Annotated in this window: 12 protein-coding genes; 3 read left to right on the forward strand and 9 right to left on the reverse strand. The window is 45.6% G+C overall.

Features of this window, described 5'->3' with window-relative positions; translation table 11 throughout:
- Positions 1-128: 128 nt before the first annotated feature.
- From P0M28_RS14280 to P0M28_RS14295, 4 genes are all read right to left on the reverse strand, one after another.
- A complete protein-coding gene (locus P0M28_RS14280; protein WP_302210587.1) occupies positions 129-857 on the reverse strand; it encodes a 3-keto-disaccharide hydrolase in 729 nt (242 codons plus the stop codon).
- A gap of 89 nt (positions 858-946) precedes the next feature.
- A complete protein-coding gene (locus P0M28_RS14285; protein WP_302210588.1) occupies positions 947-2,005 on the reverse strand; it encodes a sugar phosphate isomerase/epimerase family protein in 1,059 nt (352 codons plus the stop codon).
- A 266-nt stretch (positions 2,006-2,271) separates the two neighbouring features.
- Positions 2,272-2,541, reverse strand: coding sequence for a HEPN domain-containing protein (locus P0M28_RS14290; protein WP_302210589.1), 270 nt, complete (start codon positions 2,539-2,541; stop codon positions 2,272-2,274).
- Positions 2,538-2,855 carry a nucleotidyltransferase domain-containing protein gene (locus P0M28_RS14295; protein WP_302210590.1) on the reverse strand — a complete coding sequence of 106 codons (318 nt, stop codon included), beginning with the start codon at positions 2,853-2,855 and terminating at the stop codon, positions 2,538-2,540. Before P0M28_RS14295 ends, P0M28_RS14290 begins: the two co-directional genes overlap by 4 nt.
- Before the next feature lie 97 nt (positions 2,856-2,952).
- Between P0M28_RS14295 and P0M28_RS14300 the strand changes: the two genes are divergently transcribed.
- The 3 genes from P0M28_RS14300 to P0M28_RS14310 all read left to right on the forward strand — a co-directional run bounded on the left by P0M28_RS14300 (position 2,953) and on the right by P0M28_RS14310 (position 10,098).
- The gene (locus P0M28_RS14300; RefSeq protein ID WP_302210591.1) at positions 2,953-3,468 is read left to right on the forward strand and encodes a hypothetical protein; all 516 of its coding nucleotides are present in this window, start codon (positions 2,953-2,955) and stop codon (positions 3,466-3,468) included.
- Between the two features lie 78 nt (positions 3,469-3,546).
- The gene (locus P0M28_RS14305) at positions 3,547-6,345 is read left to right on the forward strand and encodes a M1 family metallopeptidase (RefSeq protein WP_302210592.1); all 2,799 of its coding nucleotides are present in this window, start codon (positions 3,547-3,549) and stop codon (positions 6,343-6,345) included.
- 108 nt (positions 6,346-6,453) lie between these two features.
- Positions 6,454-10,098 carry a T9SS type B sorting domain-containing protein gene (locus P0M28_RS14310; protein ID WP_302210594.1) on the forward strand — a complete coding sequence of 1,215 codons (3,645 nt, stop codon included), beginning with the start codon at positions 6,454-6,456 and terminating at the stop codon, positions 10,096-10,098.
- Positions 10,099-10,111: 13 nt separating this feature from the next.
- Here P0M28_RS14310 and P0M28_RS14315 read toward each other — a convergent pair whose 3' ends face one another.
- The 5 genes from P0M28_RS14315 to P0M28_RS14335 all read right to left on the reverse strand — a co-directional run bounded on the left by P0M28_RS14315 (position 10,112) and on the right by P0M28_RS14335 (position 14,948).
- The gene (locus P0M28_RS14315; RefSeq protein ID WP_302210595.1) at positions 10,112-11,140 is read right to left on the reverse strand and encodes a hypothetical protein; all 1,029 of its coding nucleotides are present in this window, start codon (positions 11,138-11,140) and stop codon (positions 10,112-10,114) included.
- A gap of 107 nt (positions 11,141-11,247) precedes the next feature.
- On the reverse strand, positions 11,248-11,886 hold the full coding sequence (locus P0M28_RS14320; RefSeq protein ID WP_302210596.1) for a hypothetical protein: 639 nt from the start codon (positions 11,884-11,886) through the stop codon (positions 11,248-11,250).
- Between the two features lie 6 nt (positions 11,887-11,892).
- Positions 11,893-12,354, reverse strand: a complete 462-nt coding sequence (locus tag P0M28_RS14325) for a hypothetical protein (RefSeq protein WP_302210598.1) — start codon at positions 12,352-12,354, stop codon at positions 11,893-11,895.
- A gap of 4 nt (positions 12,355-12,358) precedes the next feature.
- The gene (locus P0M28_RS14330; RefSeq protein WP_302210599.1) at positions 12,359-12,910 is read right to left on the reverse strand and encodes an RNA polymerase sigma factor; all 552 of its coding nucleotides are present in this window, start codon (positions 12,908-12,910) and stop codon (positions 12,359-12,361) included.
- A 565-nt stretch (positions 12,911-13,475) separates the two neighbouring features.
- On the reverse strand, positions 13,476-14,948 hold the full coding sequence (locus P0M28_RS14335) for a SusD/RagB family nutrient-binding outer membrane lipoprotein (protein ID WP_302210601.1): 1,473 nt from the start codon (positions 14,946-14,948) through the stop codon (positions 13,476-13,478).
- Between the last annotated feature and the right edge of the window lie 3 nt (positions 14,949-14,951).

Below are 14,951 nucleotides of genomic sequence, written 5' to 3' on the forward strand. Positions count from 1 at the left end.
TGCTTACGAAAATAGTAAAATTCCAAGTTGGTCTTCGTAAAAAAAGCACCAGCGAACGCCAGTGCTTTAAGATCATAAGAGGAGATCCCCCTAACCCCCTTTTTAAAAGGGGGAACAAAAAGAAATGGCTATATCTCCCGAATACGAATATTACGGAACCAGACCTTGTCGCCGTGGTCTTGCAAAGCAATGTGCCCTTGATCAGCTTTACCGTACATGGGTAGTTCGCCAAATTTACTGGCAGCAACCGAATCTTGCCACGCAGGAGAACCCAACTCGTATTCAACGACTTTCTCACCGTTCAGATAGTGCTCCACCTGATCGCCGTTAACGACTAAGCGAGTGGTATTCCACTCTCCGGCGGGCTTTACGGTTTCTACGGTCGACTGTTGAACATCGTAGTTATCACCAGCTCGGTGCTTGCGAATTTGGGCATCCTGATGGCGTTCGTTGTCTAGTAATTGATACTCCGGACCTGAGTGCCAGGCTGGGCCAACTTCGTCAGTCTCAATGACATTAAAGAATAAACCGCTGTTGCCACCTTCGGATATTTTCCACTCCATTTCCAGTTCAAAGTTGTCGTACTCCTCTTTAGTAACAATGGTTCCGCCACCCTTCTCTACCAGAGTAATGGCTTCGCCCTCCATCTTCCATTTTTCGGACAGCGTATCAGCTTTGTAGTTGCGCCAAGCTTCTAGCGATGATAAATCTTGCCATTCATTGGCCATAGTTTCTGTCTCAACCACTTCCGGTTCAGCTTCAGTGGTGGCTTCTTCTGAAGATGACTCCCCGGAAGAGCAAGCGGTAAATACTGCGAACGCTAATCCGCTAAGAATTAATAAAATACGTTGGTTCATAGTTAAGTGTGTTATAGTGTTCAGGTGATATTGTGTTGAAGTGTTACAGTAGTGTGATGCTTGTTGCTACCAACTACAACGCTGTAATACTAATTCTTTATTCCTAAAATCTTTTTGTTGGCTTCATCATCGGCACCGCTGTCAGCGAAATCATCAAAGGCTTTTTCGGTTACGCGGATGATGTGGTCACTGACGAAAGGTGCTCCTTCGGCGGCTCCTTGTTCAGGATGCTTCAGAGCACATTCCCATTCTACGACGGCCCAACCATCGTAATCGTACTGCGCCAGTTTGCTGAACACGGCACTAAAATCTACCTGACCATCACCTAGCGAACGGAACCGTCCCGGGCGATCAACCCAACCTTGGTAACCACCGTACACGCCCGAACGACCAGTGGGATTAAACTCGGCATCCTTCACGTGGAACATATTGATATGCTCGTGATAAATATCAATGTAATCCAGATAATCCAGTTGTTGCAGAACAAAGTGGCTGGGATCGTACAGAATTTTTACCCGCTTATGATTGCCCGTAGCTTCCAGGAATTTTTCAAACGTAATTCCGTCGTGCAAATCTTCACCGGGATGAATTTCGTAGCAAACGTCTACGCCTTGCTCATCAAATTCGTTCAGAATGGGTGTCCAACGATCAGCTAGTTCTTTAAAAGCCATTTCTACCAACCCCGCTGGGCGTTGGGGCCAGGGGTACATAAACGGCCAAGCCAATGCTCCCGAAAAGGTAGCGTGAACATCGATCCCGAAATTACGGCTGGCTTTAGCCGCCAGTTTCATTTGGTTCACCGCCCACTCGGTGCGAGCTTTCGGATTACCGTGAACTTCTGCCGGGGCGAAACCATCGAACATGGCATCGTAAGCGGGATGAACCGCTACCAACTGTCCTTGCAAATGCGTAGAAAGCTCGGTGACTTCTACTCCAGCTTCCTGGCAGATGCCCTTAATTTCGTCGCAATAATCTTTGCTTTCGGCAGCTTTGGCCAGATCAATGCAGCGGGGATCAAACGTAGGAATCTGTACGCCTTTGTATCCAACCGAAGCCATCCACTTACAGGCACTTTCTAGGGTATTGAAGGGAGCGTCATCGCTCATAAACTGCGCTAAAAATATAGCGGGGCCTTTCATTGTTTTCATAAATTGTCAGGTTGTAAAGTTTGTCAAAAAATTCGATGAGGCACTAAAATAGGGCTTATTTCAGCTTTCTCAAAGAAAGTATTGTTGCGGATACCGTTGCCCGCTGCGAACGGTAAGTGAGCGGAATAGTCAGTGAGTGATGATTAGTGTTAAGTGGATTAAATTTGTTGTTGGATAGCATCCAGAAAATTACGGACTGGTTTAAGGAGAGGTAGTACTTGTTCTTCGGTGAAGTCGAACATATCGCCGTAATCACCCTTCTGCCGCTAGCCAAAAAGCTGTAAGTAGAGGGCATTATGAGTTTCGTTTATCTTTCCGGTTTTGACAAAGTGCAAACCAAATTGCCGTTTGGCACCTTCGTGAGTCTTTGGAGTAATATTATGCTTGAGTAGTAGCGCGATGGCAGCATAAAAGCAAGTGTAGTACAGCCGATTAATACAGAAGTTCCAGTACTTATTGTCAGCCATTAACTGGGCAGCTTGGTAGCTTTCTTCGGCCCTTTGTAGACGATACTTTATCTGCTCTTCTTTTATCATAATGTTAGTCCTTCTCGCTCAATATCATCGTAGAGTGGTGTGTCTTTTAGAATTTGTTGCCAGTAGTCTTTCTCGTAAATTATTACAGATAATACTTCTTCAGTAGCTAACTCCACTTTACCTATCAAACGGTATATTTTCTGCTCACGAGCTAATGTAACCTTCCCATCCAGTAACACCAGCACGTCCCAGTCGGAGTCGGGGCGGGCGTCGCCGCGGGCGCGGGAGCCAAATAGGATAATCTCGGCGTTGGGTTCGGCCCGGCGCACCGCTTGGCCGATTTGGGTGATGATGGAAGCAGAAATCTTCGTCATGACCCCCTCAATATACGATTTTCGTTGATTTGACAAACGTGGCAGGACGTTTTTCGGCTGAGAAAACCTAATACCGGCTTTTGGGTACCTTACCAACATGAAAGTAATCAAACTACTGTTTACCGTATTAGCACTAGGAGTTACTCTTCAAGCATCGGCGCAGTCGGGTGGAGAACAATATACTGCATTGGCACCTGGCGACGTGGATAAATTTTTAGAAACATTTAAGCCTATGACTGATGATCTTGAGGCACTGGAAGATAAGCTCAATGAAAATGGTGAGCTGGACGAGATGAAAGCAGCGTACAGTGAAACGGGCGATATGAGCGAGTGGCAGGAGTTGTATGATAAACCAGAAGTAAAGGCAATTCTCGATAAATACGGTTGGGACGAGCAGTATTACGAGAAAATGCGAACGATAATTACGGGCTTCGGGGTAATTCATTTGGAGAAAGAAATGGAGGAGCAGGCAGATGAAATAGAAGCTGAAGAAAAAGCTACAAGGCAAAGGCTGCTTAACGAGCAAAGGGAAAAAGTAGATGATGCTAGCCTATCTATGATCGAGGCTAGAGCTAATGATCTTTTACTGCTATTTGAAGCAGATCAAGAGTAGAAGCATAAAATAAATTTCTAGCTCCCGACCCCAGTAATCGCATCAACAATAATTACTTGACTGAAATGTTGATACGGTATGAAACCTCTCCTCACAATTTGCTTCGCCCTTATCTCTATCAGTCTAGCTGCTCAGAATTTTATAACGATAAGCGGTAAAATCACCAATGCCAACTCAGCACAACCGCTTCCCTTCTGCTCAGTTTTTATCAAAGGAAAATCGGTTGGCACGATAACCAATGTGGAAGGAGCGTTCAAACTGAATATTCCCGAAAGTTTGCGCGAAGATACGCTGGCGGTAACCTACGTAGGATTCAAGAATTTCTATCAGCCGGTCAGTGATCTTCCAGAAGCCATAACCATAGAATTGGAAGAAGCAATAGTGAATTTGGAGGAGGTAGCGGTGGAAACTAAGCGTATTTCTGCCGACGAAATTTTTGAGCGGGTGCTGGAAAAAGTTCATCAGGAAGTGGGCTACCCGACCAGCGATTTTAAGCTGAGCGGTTTTTACCGAGAAATTCATTCTAGTGAGAGCCAGCAAACCGGAGTGCTAGAATGTGCTATCAATATTTTTGATGATCGGCTAACTCGCGACTTTAAGGAAATAGACATTACCAATTTCCGAAAAATCTACAATCGCCAGCAAAATACCGATCAGTTTATTAAAGCGAAAGAAGGGCACAACCATCTTTTGTTGCTACTGAACGGTGGCATTAATCTGATACCAATAGGCAGCCAATACAAGAGGTCTATCTGGAAATTATCGCTAGAAATTGAGAAGGTTACCTATTTTAATGATCGTTTGGTCTACGTGCTATCCAATAAATCCTACGGACGGGAATTGAGACTGCTGGTGGATACGGAAAATTATTCGGTGTATAAGAATGAACTGATTATGCAAGTGGATGAGACCGATCACGAAAATTATGCTTGGCGAACGGTGAATCCACAGGGAGAAAAATGTGGGGCGATGCTGGATCATCAAGGGTATGAGTACCGAGAAATGAACGGAAAACTGTTTCCCTACTACTTCTTCCGAAGGTTTGATTACCGCTGCTACGATCTGAAAACTGACACTATTTCGGCGAAATCTGCTTTTTCTACCGAGCTGTTAATCAATCAAGTGGAAGAGAGTGTAGTAGCTACCTCGGTGGATAAGCTAAGAAGAAAGAAAGGGCTAATTAACCGTAATGAACCCTATGACTCGGCTTTTTGGCAGTACTTCAACGACATTCAGGAGGTTGACTTTGAGAAGAAGTTGATTGATGAGAAACTGGAATACGTAGCAACTACTAATTCTACGCTACCGACGAAGCAGGTGAAGGAGTACGACCGAACGTTAAGAATTGGTAATCATACTACCCGGGAGTTCACTCGAGCTGACACGCTCTACGGTACATTAACTCCTGAGTTGGCTTGCTACGATGTCAATTACTACGATCTCACACTAGACATTGATCCCGGCGAAGAATGGGTAAAAGGCAGTTCAGCCACTCACTTTACAGTAGTGGAAGCGACGAACAGAATCAGAATTGACCTGCTCGAGTATTTAAAAATCAATTCTATCCAATTTGGAGGAACAGGTTTAGCGTTTGAGCGAGATTTGGATGCGGTGTACATTTCGTTACCTGACACACTGAAAACTGGAACAGATGCTAAAATTCTGGTAAGCTACGAAGGACACCCACTGGATGCTGATTTTGATATTTGGGCGAGTGGCTTTCTGTGGCAAGAGGATAGTGAAGGTCAACCATTTGCTCAGTCGCTATGCCAAGGCTACGGAGCCAAAGCCTGGTGGCCGGTAAAAAACCATTTGTCCGATGAACCCGATAGTGCTTCGGTTCACGTTACCGTTCCTGAAGAATTAGTTGCTGTTTCTAACGGAAATTTGGCTGAAACCGAGACATCAGACGGGAAGAGTACCTACCACTGGAAAGTGCAGCATCCGATTAATAATTACAACCTTGCCGTACACATTGGGAATTACGAAAACGTGCGTAGTGAATACGTGAATCAGAGCAGGGATACACTGACACTGGACTACTACTTTCTTCCGCAAGATCAAGAATTGGCGGAAAAGAAGCTACCAATGGTGCCCAAAATGCTGGCGGTTTACGAAAAGTATTTCGGCCCGTACCCTTTCGGCAACGATGGTTTCAAAATAGTCCAGTCTCCTTATCCGATGGAACATCAGAGCTGCGTAGCCGTTGGGCAATATTTTGATGAGCAATTGATTCTACACGAAACCGCTCACGAATGGTGGGGGAACAGCGTTAGCATAACCGACAATGCTGACGTCTGGATTCACGAAGCCTTCGCTACCTACGCCGAATCGCTGTACATTGAAGAAGTGCTAGGCTACAAATTGGGGCAGGAACACCTGAACGCCCGCAAAAGCGAAATACTCAACGATCATCCCATTGTTGGCGCAGAAGGCGTAAATCACTTCCACTATCGAATTGAAGACAAATACTTCAAAGGGGCACTCATGCTCAACACATTGCGTCACGCGGTGAATGATGATCCGCTATGGTTTTCTGTACTGAAAGATATTCAAACTAATTTCCGACATTCCTTCATTGATACCAAGACACTCCTAAACTACTTCAACACCAAACTCGGTACAGATTACTCGTCATTTTTTAATCAGTATTTGCGTACCACTAAAATTCCTGTTCTGGAGGTTAAGAAAAGCGCAGAAGGGTTTGAGAATCGGTGGAGTGATACCTCATCTGAATTTACTATGCCAATAAAAATCAACGAAGCTGTAATAAGCCCCAGCAATCAATGGCAAAAAACAGATGTCACATTTACAGATGAAATCATAGGTCAATTAAAAGGTAGGTATTTAATAAAAGTAAACACAATAGCGTTCTAAGGCGAGTAGTACGTATCACTGAAGGTTATTACGTCGTACTTTTTCTGCTAAAATACTTCAGTAAAAAAGGCCAATTGTAACTAATGTTGCCTCGTAACGATGTTGATTATGAGGCATGTTCTATTAGCGTTTGCTTTACTATATCACTTTCCTCTCTCTTTATTCGCGCAGTGTGAAGATCGATCTAGTAAGATCATCCCAGATCGTCATTTTTCGCAAGATCAAGGTTTTGGTGGATCGGTATCGCTGTCGGGAGATTTTATGGCGGTGGGTGATCCTATACACGATACCTTAGCATACGACGGTGGTGCGGTTTTTCTATACCAGCGGCAGTCTACCGAGTGGAAGCATATTGCTACCTTTTTGCCATCTGATCCGGTAGAACAAGCCCGCTTTGGTGAAGTAGTATCCCTTACTGAAAATTATTTGTTTGTCAGCTCCCGGCTCAAACCACACGTTTACGTATACGCGCGGGGCTCCCAATGGGAAAGTGGTACAGAAGGCCAGCGCATTACTGCTCCAGATGCTTCACCCAATTTCGGTTGGGCAATGGAAGTTCGGCCTGACGAGGAGAAATTACTAATTAGCGATATATCGACGCGGGACGGGGTGGTTTACATTTACTCCAAGCCCCCCACTGGCTGGACGGCTGATTCTCCATCTTTCCTAACATTAGAACCACCAGTGGTACCATCTGGTAATTCGCAGGAATTTGGACGAGCGTTGGCGTTAGAGGAAGATTTGTTAGCAGTAGGTGCCCCCGGTTCTGACGGTGGCAGTGGGTCGGTGTATGTGTATCGCGACCAGAGTGGTGGGAACTTGAGTAGCTGGGGTTTGCCGGCTCAGCTTCATCCCTCGTTAGTTTCCATGCGTGGTAGTGGTTTTGGAGGAAGAGTCCGTTTAATGTACGGCAACGTTTTAGCGCAGTCGCATTACACTGAGGTCGATCATATTTTTCAGTATAAACCGCGAAGCACCTGGAGCGATACTACCGAAGATGTAGTGTACGACGTAGATGGCTCCAGCCATCGAGGATATACCAGTATAATAACAACCTACGATAGTTCGCTAATTACGGTAGGCAGTGGGTCAAATAATTTAGCCTACGCCTATTCTTACACCCTAAATTCGCAAGACTCCTTAGTTCAGCATCCTACCGACACCTTATATTCCCTGGAAAACTTCCCGTATCTTCCTGGCAGTGCAGCAGTAGGCACGGATGGCACACTAGCCATTGGGGTGTATCAGGATGCTCATCATCGGCAACAGGGAGGGGCGGTTTGGATCGTACCACACTCCGCTAATCGCTGGGTTCTGTCGCAACGTAAGAAAGTATTCCGTGGCTACTACAATACCTCGAACGACTTCTTTGGGCTAGAAGTGCACCGATCGGGTGAATATTTGTTTGTCGGAGCCCCCTTCGATCGGCGTAACTCGACAACTCCCTCACTAAGTGCGTTTGCAAACATGCCTAGTCATTCTGGAGGAGGCTCGTCGGTTACCTCTGGCTCAGTGCAGATATACCGAAGAAGAGACGAGGGCTGGCAAAAGGTGCATGAGCTGGTAGCAGATGACACCGTAGTTAACTTCGGTCGCGAAATACAGCTTCAAGGGGATATCCTTTATGTTGGTGCCAACAACGCCAAAATACTGCGCTTCAAACGAGGGACGACTGATCAAGATTGGGAGCCAATGCCAGCCATTTCTCCCCCGAACGAGCTTACCGCTAGTGGTTTTGGTAGTCATTTTCTGATTAGAGATTCAATTATGGTGGTAATGAGCTATCTTAAAACTGATGAAGGGAATGAAGTTGCCCTCTTTGTGTACGAGAAATTGGGGGATACTTGGCAATACCAGTCAGTTATCCCTTTGGGAATAAGTGCGTTACTAAATACTTTTTCCCAGCCAGTTGACATCTACGAACAGACCATTCTGGTAACCGGAGCGCGTAGTCATATTATCGAGAAAAGCAGCATCGGTAATTGGGGAATCGTAGCCACCCTGACCGGAAGTGATAATCTAAATCCATCCGTATTTCAGGGGAAGTCGGCAGTACTGTTAGAAGACCGGGCAATTATTGGTTACCCTTATGTACCTAGGCCATATTTTAAGAGCGAGGGGGAAGTTTATATCTTCCATCGTACTGATTCCTCATGGCAAGACACCGGGGAGCATCAGCGGCTGCTCGCCAGTACCCCTTCATACCTTCCCAGCTTTGGATCCTCATTGGCGGTAGTAGAAAATACATTGTTTGTTGGTGCGCCCCGCTATAGAACCTGGCTTGATAATGGTCAGGAATTAGCCCCCGGCTCGGTTTATGTGTTTCAGGCGACAGACACTAGTGCAGAATACTTCACGGAAGTAGCTGAAATCCAGGGCGATAAAAATACTCCAGGTGATTTGTACGGAACCTCTTTGGTAGTTGAAGAGGGCGAGCTGATAGTAGGTGCTCCCGCTGACGACCACCAAAATGGACGGTGGAGCGGAGCGGTGTACACTAAGCCAATTTCGGAATTGTTGACAGCAAGCAGTTTAGCAGTATGTGTCAGTGACTCAAGCTACCAACTCTCGGTGGAAGAGGAAGGAGGTAAGTGGATGGGACCAGGAGTCGTAGACGAGCAGGCCGGAACATTCAGTCCTGCGTTGGCGGGTATAGGTAATCATCTACTGCACTACCAAAAGTCAGGATGCTCATTATTGACCCCCCAGCTCATTGAGGTTGTGGGTATTGCTGAGATTCGCGTAAAGAACGAAGAAGGAGAGTACATTCACAGCCCTGATGAATCTGTTACTCTCTCTGCTAATGAGATCGATGGGGGGCAGTACGAATGGTTTTATCAATCTGACGAAGAATTGTCACCAATTGTGGTAGGGCAAAATTCTTCTCAGATAGAAGCAAGCTCACCCGGGCAATACTGGGTAACAGTTAGTATGAAAAGCTGCCATCGTACTTCCGATACGGTCTGGGTTTATCAATGCCAGGATGCTGACATTACGGTATACGACTATTTATCAACTTGCTCCTCTTTTGCAGAAGTACAAATCCACAACTACCAAGCGTCCAACCAATATTCTCTAATCAAGATAGGTGAACTTGGGGACACTACTTCGCTCGCTTCCATCGAAACTACGCCAATAGTGATTAAACAGGCGGGTAAGTATCAGATGCGGATGGTTAGTCCTACTTGCCAATGGCTATCCGATACGCTCGATATTCAAATTCCTACTAAAAACTGGAAGGTACTACCAGAGCCTCCCACGCTTTTTGTATGTTCTTCAGAGCAAAACCTAATGGGGCCGCTGTTGGAAGGTGCCCAATATGCGTGGTACTTTTACGAGTCCGGGCAGGTTCCGAGTTTGATAAGTACTGAGACCAATTTTGCCGCTACTAAAACGGGGTATTACCAATTGGTGATTCGCTACGCGCAATGCGAATGGCATTCACCCCCCAAGTACCTGAAATTCCATGAGCCAGTGTACCTAGAAGAATTACCTAATGTATTTACGCCCAACGGAGACGGTGTAAACGATACATTTGGCATTCCCCTCTCCAACGTTACCCAATATCACTTAACCATTTTTGATCGCCACGGGAAGCTGCTCTACCAAAGTAACGATCCGAGCGATAGCTGGGGTGGTGGAAAGGCCCCGGCAGCGGTTTACTTTTGGTCATTACGTTATCAAGATGAATGTGATACTTCAACGAAGACTAAGAAGGGGCGAGTAAGTTTAATCAGGACACGCACGAATTGACACTAATACCCAGCTAAAGCCCAAAATCTGCCCGAAGGTGCTGGAGGTGGTTACGGAGGGCATCTTGCCAGCGGGGAGCGGCATCCCAGGTATTGCCGAGGTAGACATCGCCGGTGTAGATGTGTTTTATGTAGTATTTGTAAACGGAAGAGCCGTTATTGGTGGCTTCGCTGGTAGACTCTTCGTAGCCCAGCATAGTACGTAGATTTTCTTCGGAAGATTGCAAGCGCATGAGAATAAAGGGGTAGCCACCCTGGCGAATTTCGTCTTCTTCCTGGGCGGGGTCAACCAAGCCGTATTCAAAGGGATAGCCTCGCATAATTTGGGCGATGACGGTGCTGCTATCCGCTAACATTTGGGCAGTATCATTACTGGCAATGGGTGAGGTAGAAAAATATTCCTCATGACGCGGAAGGGCTAATTTATCCAGTTTCAAATCTTGGGCAAAACCTTCCGCTCGGCGGCCTTTTATTACGTTACCGGCTCCAGTGAAAAACTCGGGCAAATCACTGATGAGGAAGTTTCGGGTTTCGTACTGGTTCAGTAGCATATACTTCTGAAACTGATCCATCATAGCTTGCCAATCATTACCTGTCATTATGTAGGCTGACTGGTCAGTTCCAACAAAGGATGCTTTCTCGTTAAAAGTAGTAATCAGTAGACCACAACGTGAGTTACTCTGTTGGGGGTTGTAAGTTAGCAGTATCACATTTTTAATGTTCCTACCGACTAATTGTCCGGTAAGTAACTTGGAAACATCGCGACCGGCGCGGGCATCTTGCAGATGATAGTAGGCTACGGCATCAATCCCTACTTCCTGAAAGGCTCGGTGAGCCGTTTCGGCAAAGGTTTGCCAGGTTTCATCGGGGCTAATCACCATGGGGGCATCTACTAAGACCATCGTTTTGGTGTACATTGCCGTTTCGGGCAATTCATTTACCGGAGTAAGATCGCGGAACGGGGCAGGAAAGACGGAAGTGTCCTGACTGTAGACCGAACCTACGATGAGCGCGAAGAGAACCGTAAGGGTAGTATGCTTCATGAAGTAGACGAACCGTTGGGCTAGTAGTGCAACGCAGCAGGGCGTTGGTTCATTATCCCGAAGTACTTTTTTCTCGGGAAGTTCGCCGTAAAGATAAAAAGTTTAGGCTATCGTTGTATACCCCGACGACCTTCGCCACGCCGTCGTTCACCCAGCTTGCGTAGCACCATCCGCTGAAAGTCGGCTTCCGCTCGGATGAGTTGTAGCATTTGGGTGGAAGAAAGCACTTCAGATAACTCTTCTGCCATCGTTTTTTCTAAATCTAGCTGCCGTTCTTTGAGTGAGAAGTATTCATCAATATGCTGTTGAGCCACTTCATCGTTTAGTTCATCAGTTCTTGTTGAGCGGCGCATTCTAAATTCCTCTTTTTTTAGTTCTCGCCGTTCTTTATCAAACTGATTGTAGACTGGCCAAAACTGCTGAGCTGTTTCGGGTGTAAGCGACAAACGTTCGGTTAAGAAGGCAATCCGGGCAGTTTCAATTTTCTCCGAGGGGCGTTGGGCTGAGGCGTTTACGAAGATACCCAAGCAAAGCAATAGCACCACAAAACCTGTTCTAATAATTCTAGGATGCGGAGTCCGGAACCGCGTCCATGGTAGCCTGGAGACCGGAAACCGAAAATTATGCTGATAATCAGTTAATTTTGCTTTAGACTTCGGACTCCAGTCCCGGCGGCTCCGGTCTCCGGTCTCCAATATATTCCTTAAACGGAAATCAAAATGATATTTAATGATGCGGTTTTTCATAATGTGCTATAAGTATTCTTCCAGTAAATAATCAGTATCGAGGTAGTATTCTTCCGGAAGATCATAAGATTCTAATTCTGCTTCCAGCAGGTCTTCCTGCTCATCTTCAGTAAGCAATACGGTAGAGATTACGTCTACTGAACCCAATTGAATAAAATCAATCAATTCCTGCTCACTCACGTCAGCTAATAAGGTTTGTACTTCCTCCTGCTCGACTTCAGCTACTGGCGTAGTGCTTGTCTGGAAAGGGTTGGTAAGCCAAACGGCTACTACTAAAACGGCTATGGCTGCCGCCGCATAATACCAGCGAGAAGAAATTGAGACTACTTTACCTTCTTCAGTTTTAGTATCCTCAATACGTTGCTGCATACGCTGTGAGAAATCGTTGAAGTAGCCTTTAGGAGCGGGGAACGGGTCTTGGTTCAATCCCCTCTTCTTCAGTTCGTCTAAATTTATCTTGTTAGCCATATCGCTAAATAGTTTCCAATTGTAAAATTGCTTCTATCTTCTTTACTGCCAAGTGGTAACTAGCCTTAAGTCCTCCTATACTAGTACCCGTAATTTCGGCAATTGCTTCGTACTTTAGGTCTTCAAAATATTTCAGATTGAAGACTAACCGTTGCTTATCCGGCAGTTGAAGCAACGCTTTTTGTAGTCGCCGTTGAATCTCATCACCGTCTAACGATGGCGAGTGATCAATTTTATCAGCTAATTCTTGATTAGCGTCACCCATTGGTAGAAAGAAGCGTCGTTTTTTCTTTTCCAAAAAGCGTAAACATTCGTTGGTTGCAATCCGGTACAGCCAGGTATATAACTGCGAGTCGCCCTGAAATTTTCCCAGATTACGCCAGACCTTCACAAAAGTTTCCTGCATCACATCGTCGGCATCATCATGGTCAATGACCATCTTTCGGATAATAGCGTACATTCGCTCCTGGTAGGTATGCACCAGTAGCTGAAACGCTTCCTGCTGCCCGTCTGCCTCTTTAAACCTACGAAGTATGTACTGATCCTGATCTTTCAAACGTATATTCGGCGATACTACTGCAACCAAACTAGCAAATCTTTTCGTTTTCTATTTAGATACGTAGTCGCCGGAAAGGTTTAATTGTATCCGTAAAACAATAGAAATGTATGAGTTAAAACTTACTCCAAAACTTCAACAGCGGGTTCGTGAAGAATTTTTTGAATTATGTCAGGTAAACGGCGAATTAAGGCTTGAACTTACCAAAGAGGGAATCGCTGGGACGCGCTATCTGAAGCCGAAGAGAAACAGTTTCCACCCTTGTGTCCGGATTTTGTGATTGAACTAATGTCAGAAACAGATTCGCTAGTGCCTGCTCAAAGAAAAATGGAAGAGTAAGTGGAAAACGGTGCGCGATTAGGTTGGCTATTCTTCCCCAATGATGAGAAGGTGTTTATCTATCGCTCTGATAAACCTGTAGAGGAAATTAGTAGTTACAGCCGTACTTTATCTGGAGAAGACGTTTTACCTTCGATTTGAATGTCTTGAAATAAAAAATGCACCGATGGAATTTCACCGATGCATTCTGTATGTGTAGGCACGTGATTAATCATGTGCCTACACATTATTGATAAATAGTCATGTTCTCTAACGGGCCAGGTACAGGGTCAGGGGCGTTTGGGTTACCGTTAATTTCGTCTAGGGAATATACAAAACGCCAAGGCAATTCGGTGCCTGCGTTAGGAGTGAGTGGAATTCCTTCTACGCTACCCCGGGTGCGCCGCTCGTCGTTCCAAGCAATGGTTTGCCCGTAAAACGTTACGTAGCGTTCTTCCACAATTTCTCTTAGCAGGGCATCATTGTCGAAAATGTTATCCATATTTTCCATGCCCCCCGCCGCAAAATCTTCCGCGATGTAAGGCTCATAGACTAATGTAAAATGCTCCTGATAAGTATCATCAATATACCCTCCTTCGCTTAAAAACGCCCGGTATTCATTGAGGTGCATCAGTCCTGCGTCAAAATCTCCCATCCGAACCGAAGTTTCAGCTAAGGTTAAGATGTTTTCCTGATAAGTAATAAGTGGGAAAGATGCATTTTGAGCAAACATGCCATTTAGTGTATCTCCCTGCGATAAGGAAAGCGTATTAGGTTCAATAGTACCTGGAGTATTTAAAGCCTGATCCGCCCCCAGATAGTAGTAGTTGAAGCGAGCTGCTTCATCAGTTTTAGCATTTCCCCGGTAATTTTCATTAGCTGGGTCTAGCAACGTAACTAAATAAGCTTCGCCTTGAGCATCGGCTGCTGCAATATCACCCGCCCGTGAGGTTGTGAGGAAGTCCCAATAGAAGTTCTGATCAACATCGTTGGTAGTTCCATGCTCTAAATACATTGAGCCGTCAAAGCTAGAAATACCATCTTCTGCTGCCTGAAGGGCGAGGTCATACTGCTTAGTATCCAGATAATACCGGGCTTTCAACGTGTAAGCGGCGGCTGTCCAAGAAGCTTTATCGGCATTATAGTAAATGTCAGTACCGCTGATGGGTATATCTGTTCCTTCCGCCAAATCGGCAATGCCTTCATCCAATAGGCTTTGTAGTGAAGCGTAGATATCCATCTGATTATCAAATAGGGGAAACTCAAATTGCTCGATTTGAGCGGCTTCCGTGAACGGAATGTCGCCCCACAACGAAGTAGCATTACCGATGCAATGGGCCTGGGTTACTTTCGTCATACCGGCAACAACTCTAAAACCTTGGGGCTCTACTTTGTCTAACACAATGCGAGAATTACGCAACGTGCCGTAGTACACCTGATCCCACATGGTGGTAAAGTTAGAGGTGCCTACGTTATATACCTGAAAATCGCCCCACTGGCGATCAACGCCCTTCATTTGTCCGGTCCACATAGCGGTTAACCGAGCGGTTAATCCGGTATGGGTGGTGGCATTGGCTAGTTGCATTCCGGTAAAAATCAATTCTGCCGGAGAATCGGAGGCGTTATTAGGATCATCGTTTAAATCTTCTACTAAACCTTCGCAAGCAGATAGCGAAAAGATGAATAGCGTTAGTAAGCTATAGTTCAATACTATTTTCATGAT

Source organism: Tunicatimonas pelagia, assembly GCF_030506325.1.
GTDB classification, from domain to species: Bacteria; Bacteroidota; Bacteroidia; order Cytophagales; family Cyclobacteriaceae; genus Tunicatimonas; species Tunicatimonas pelagia.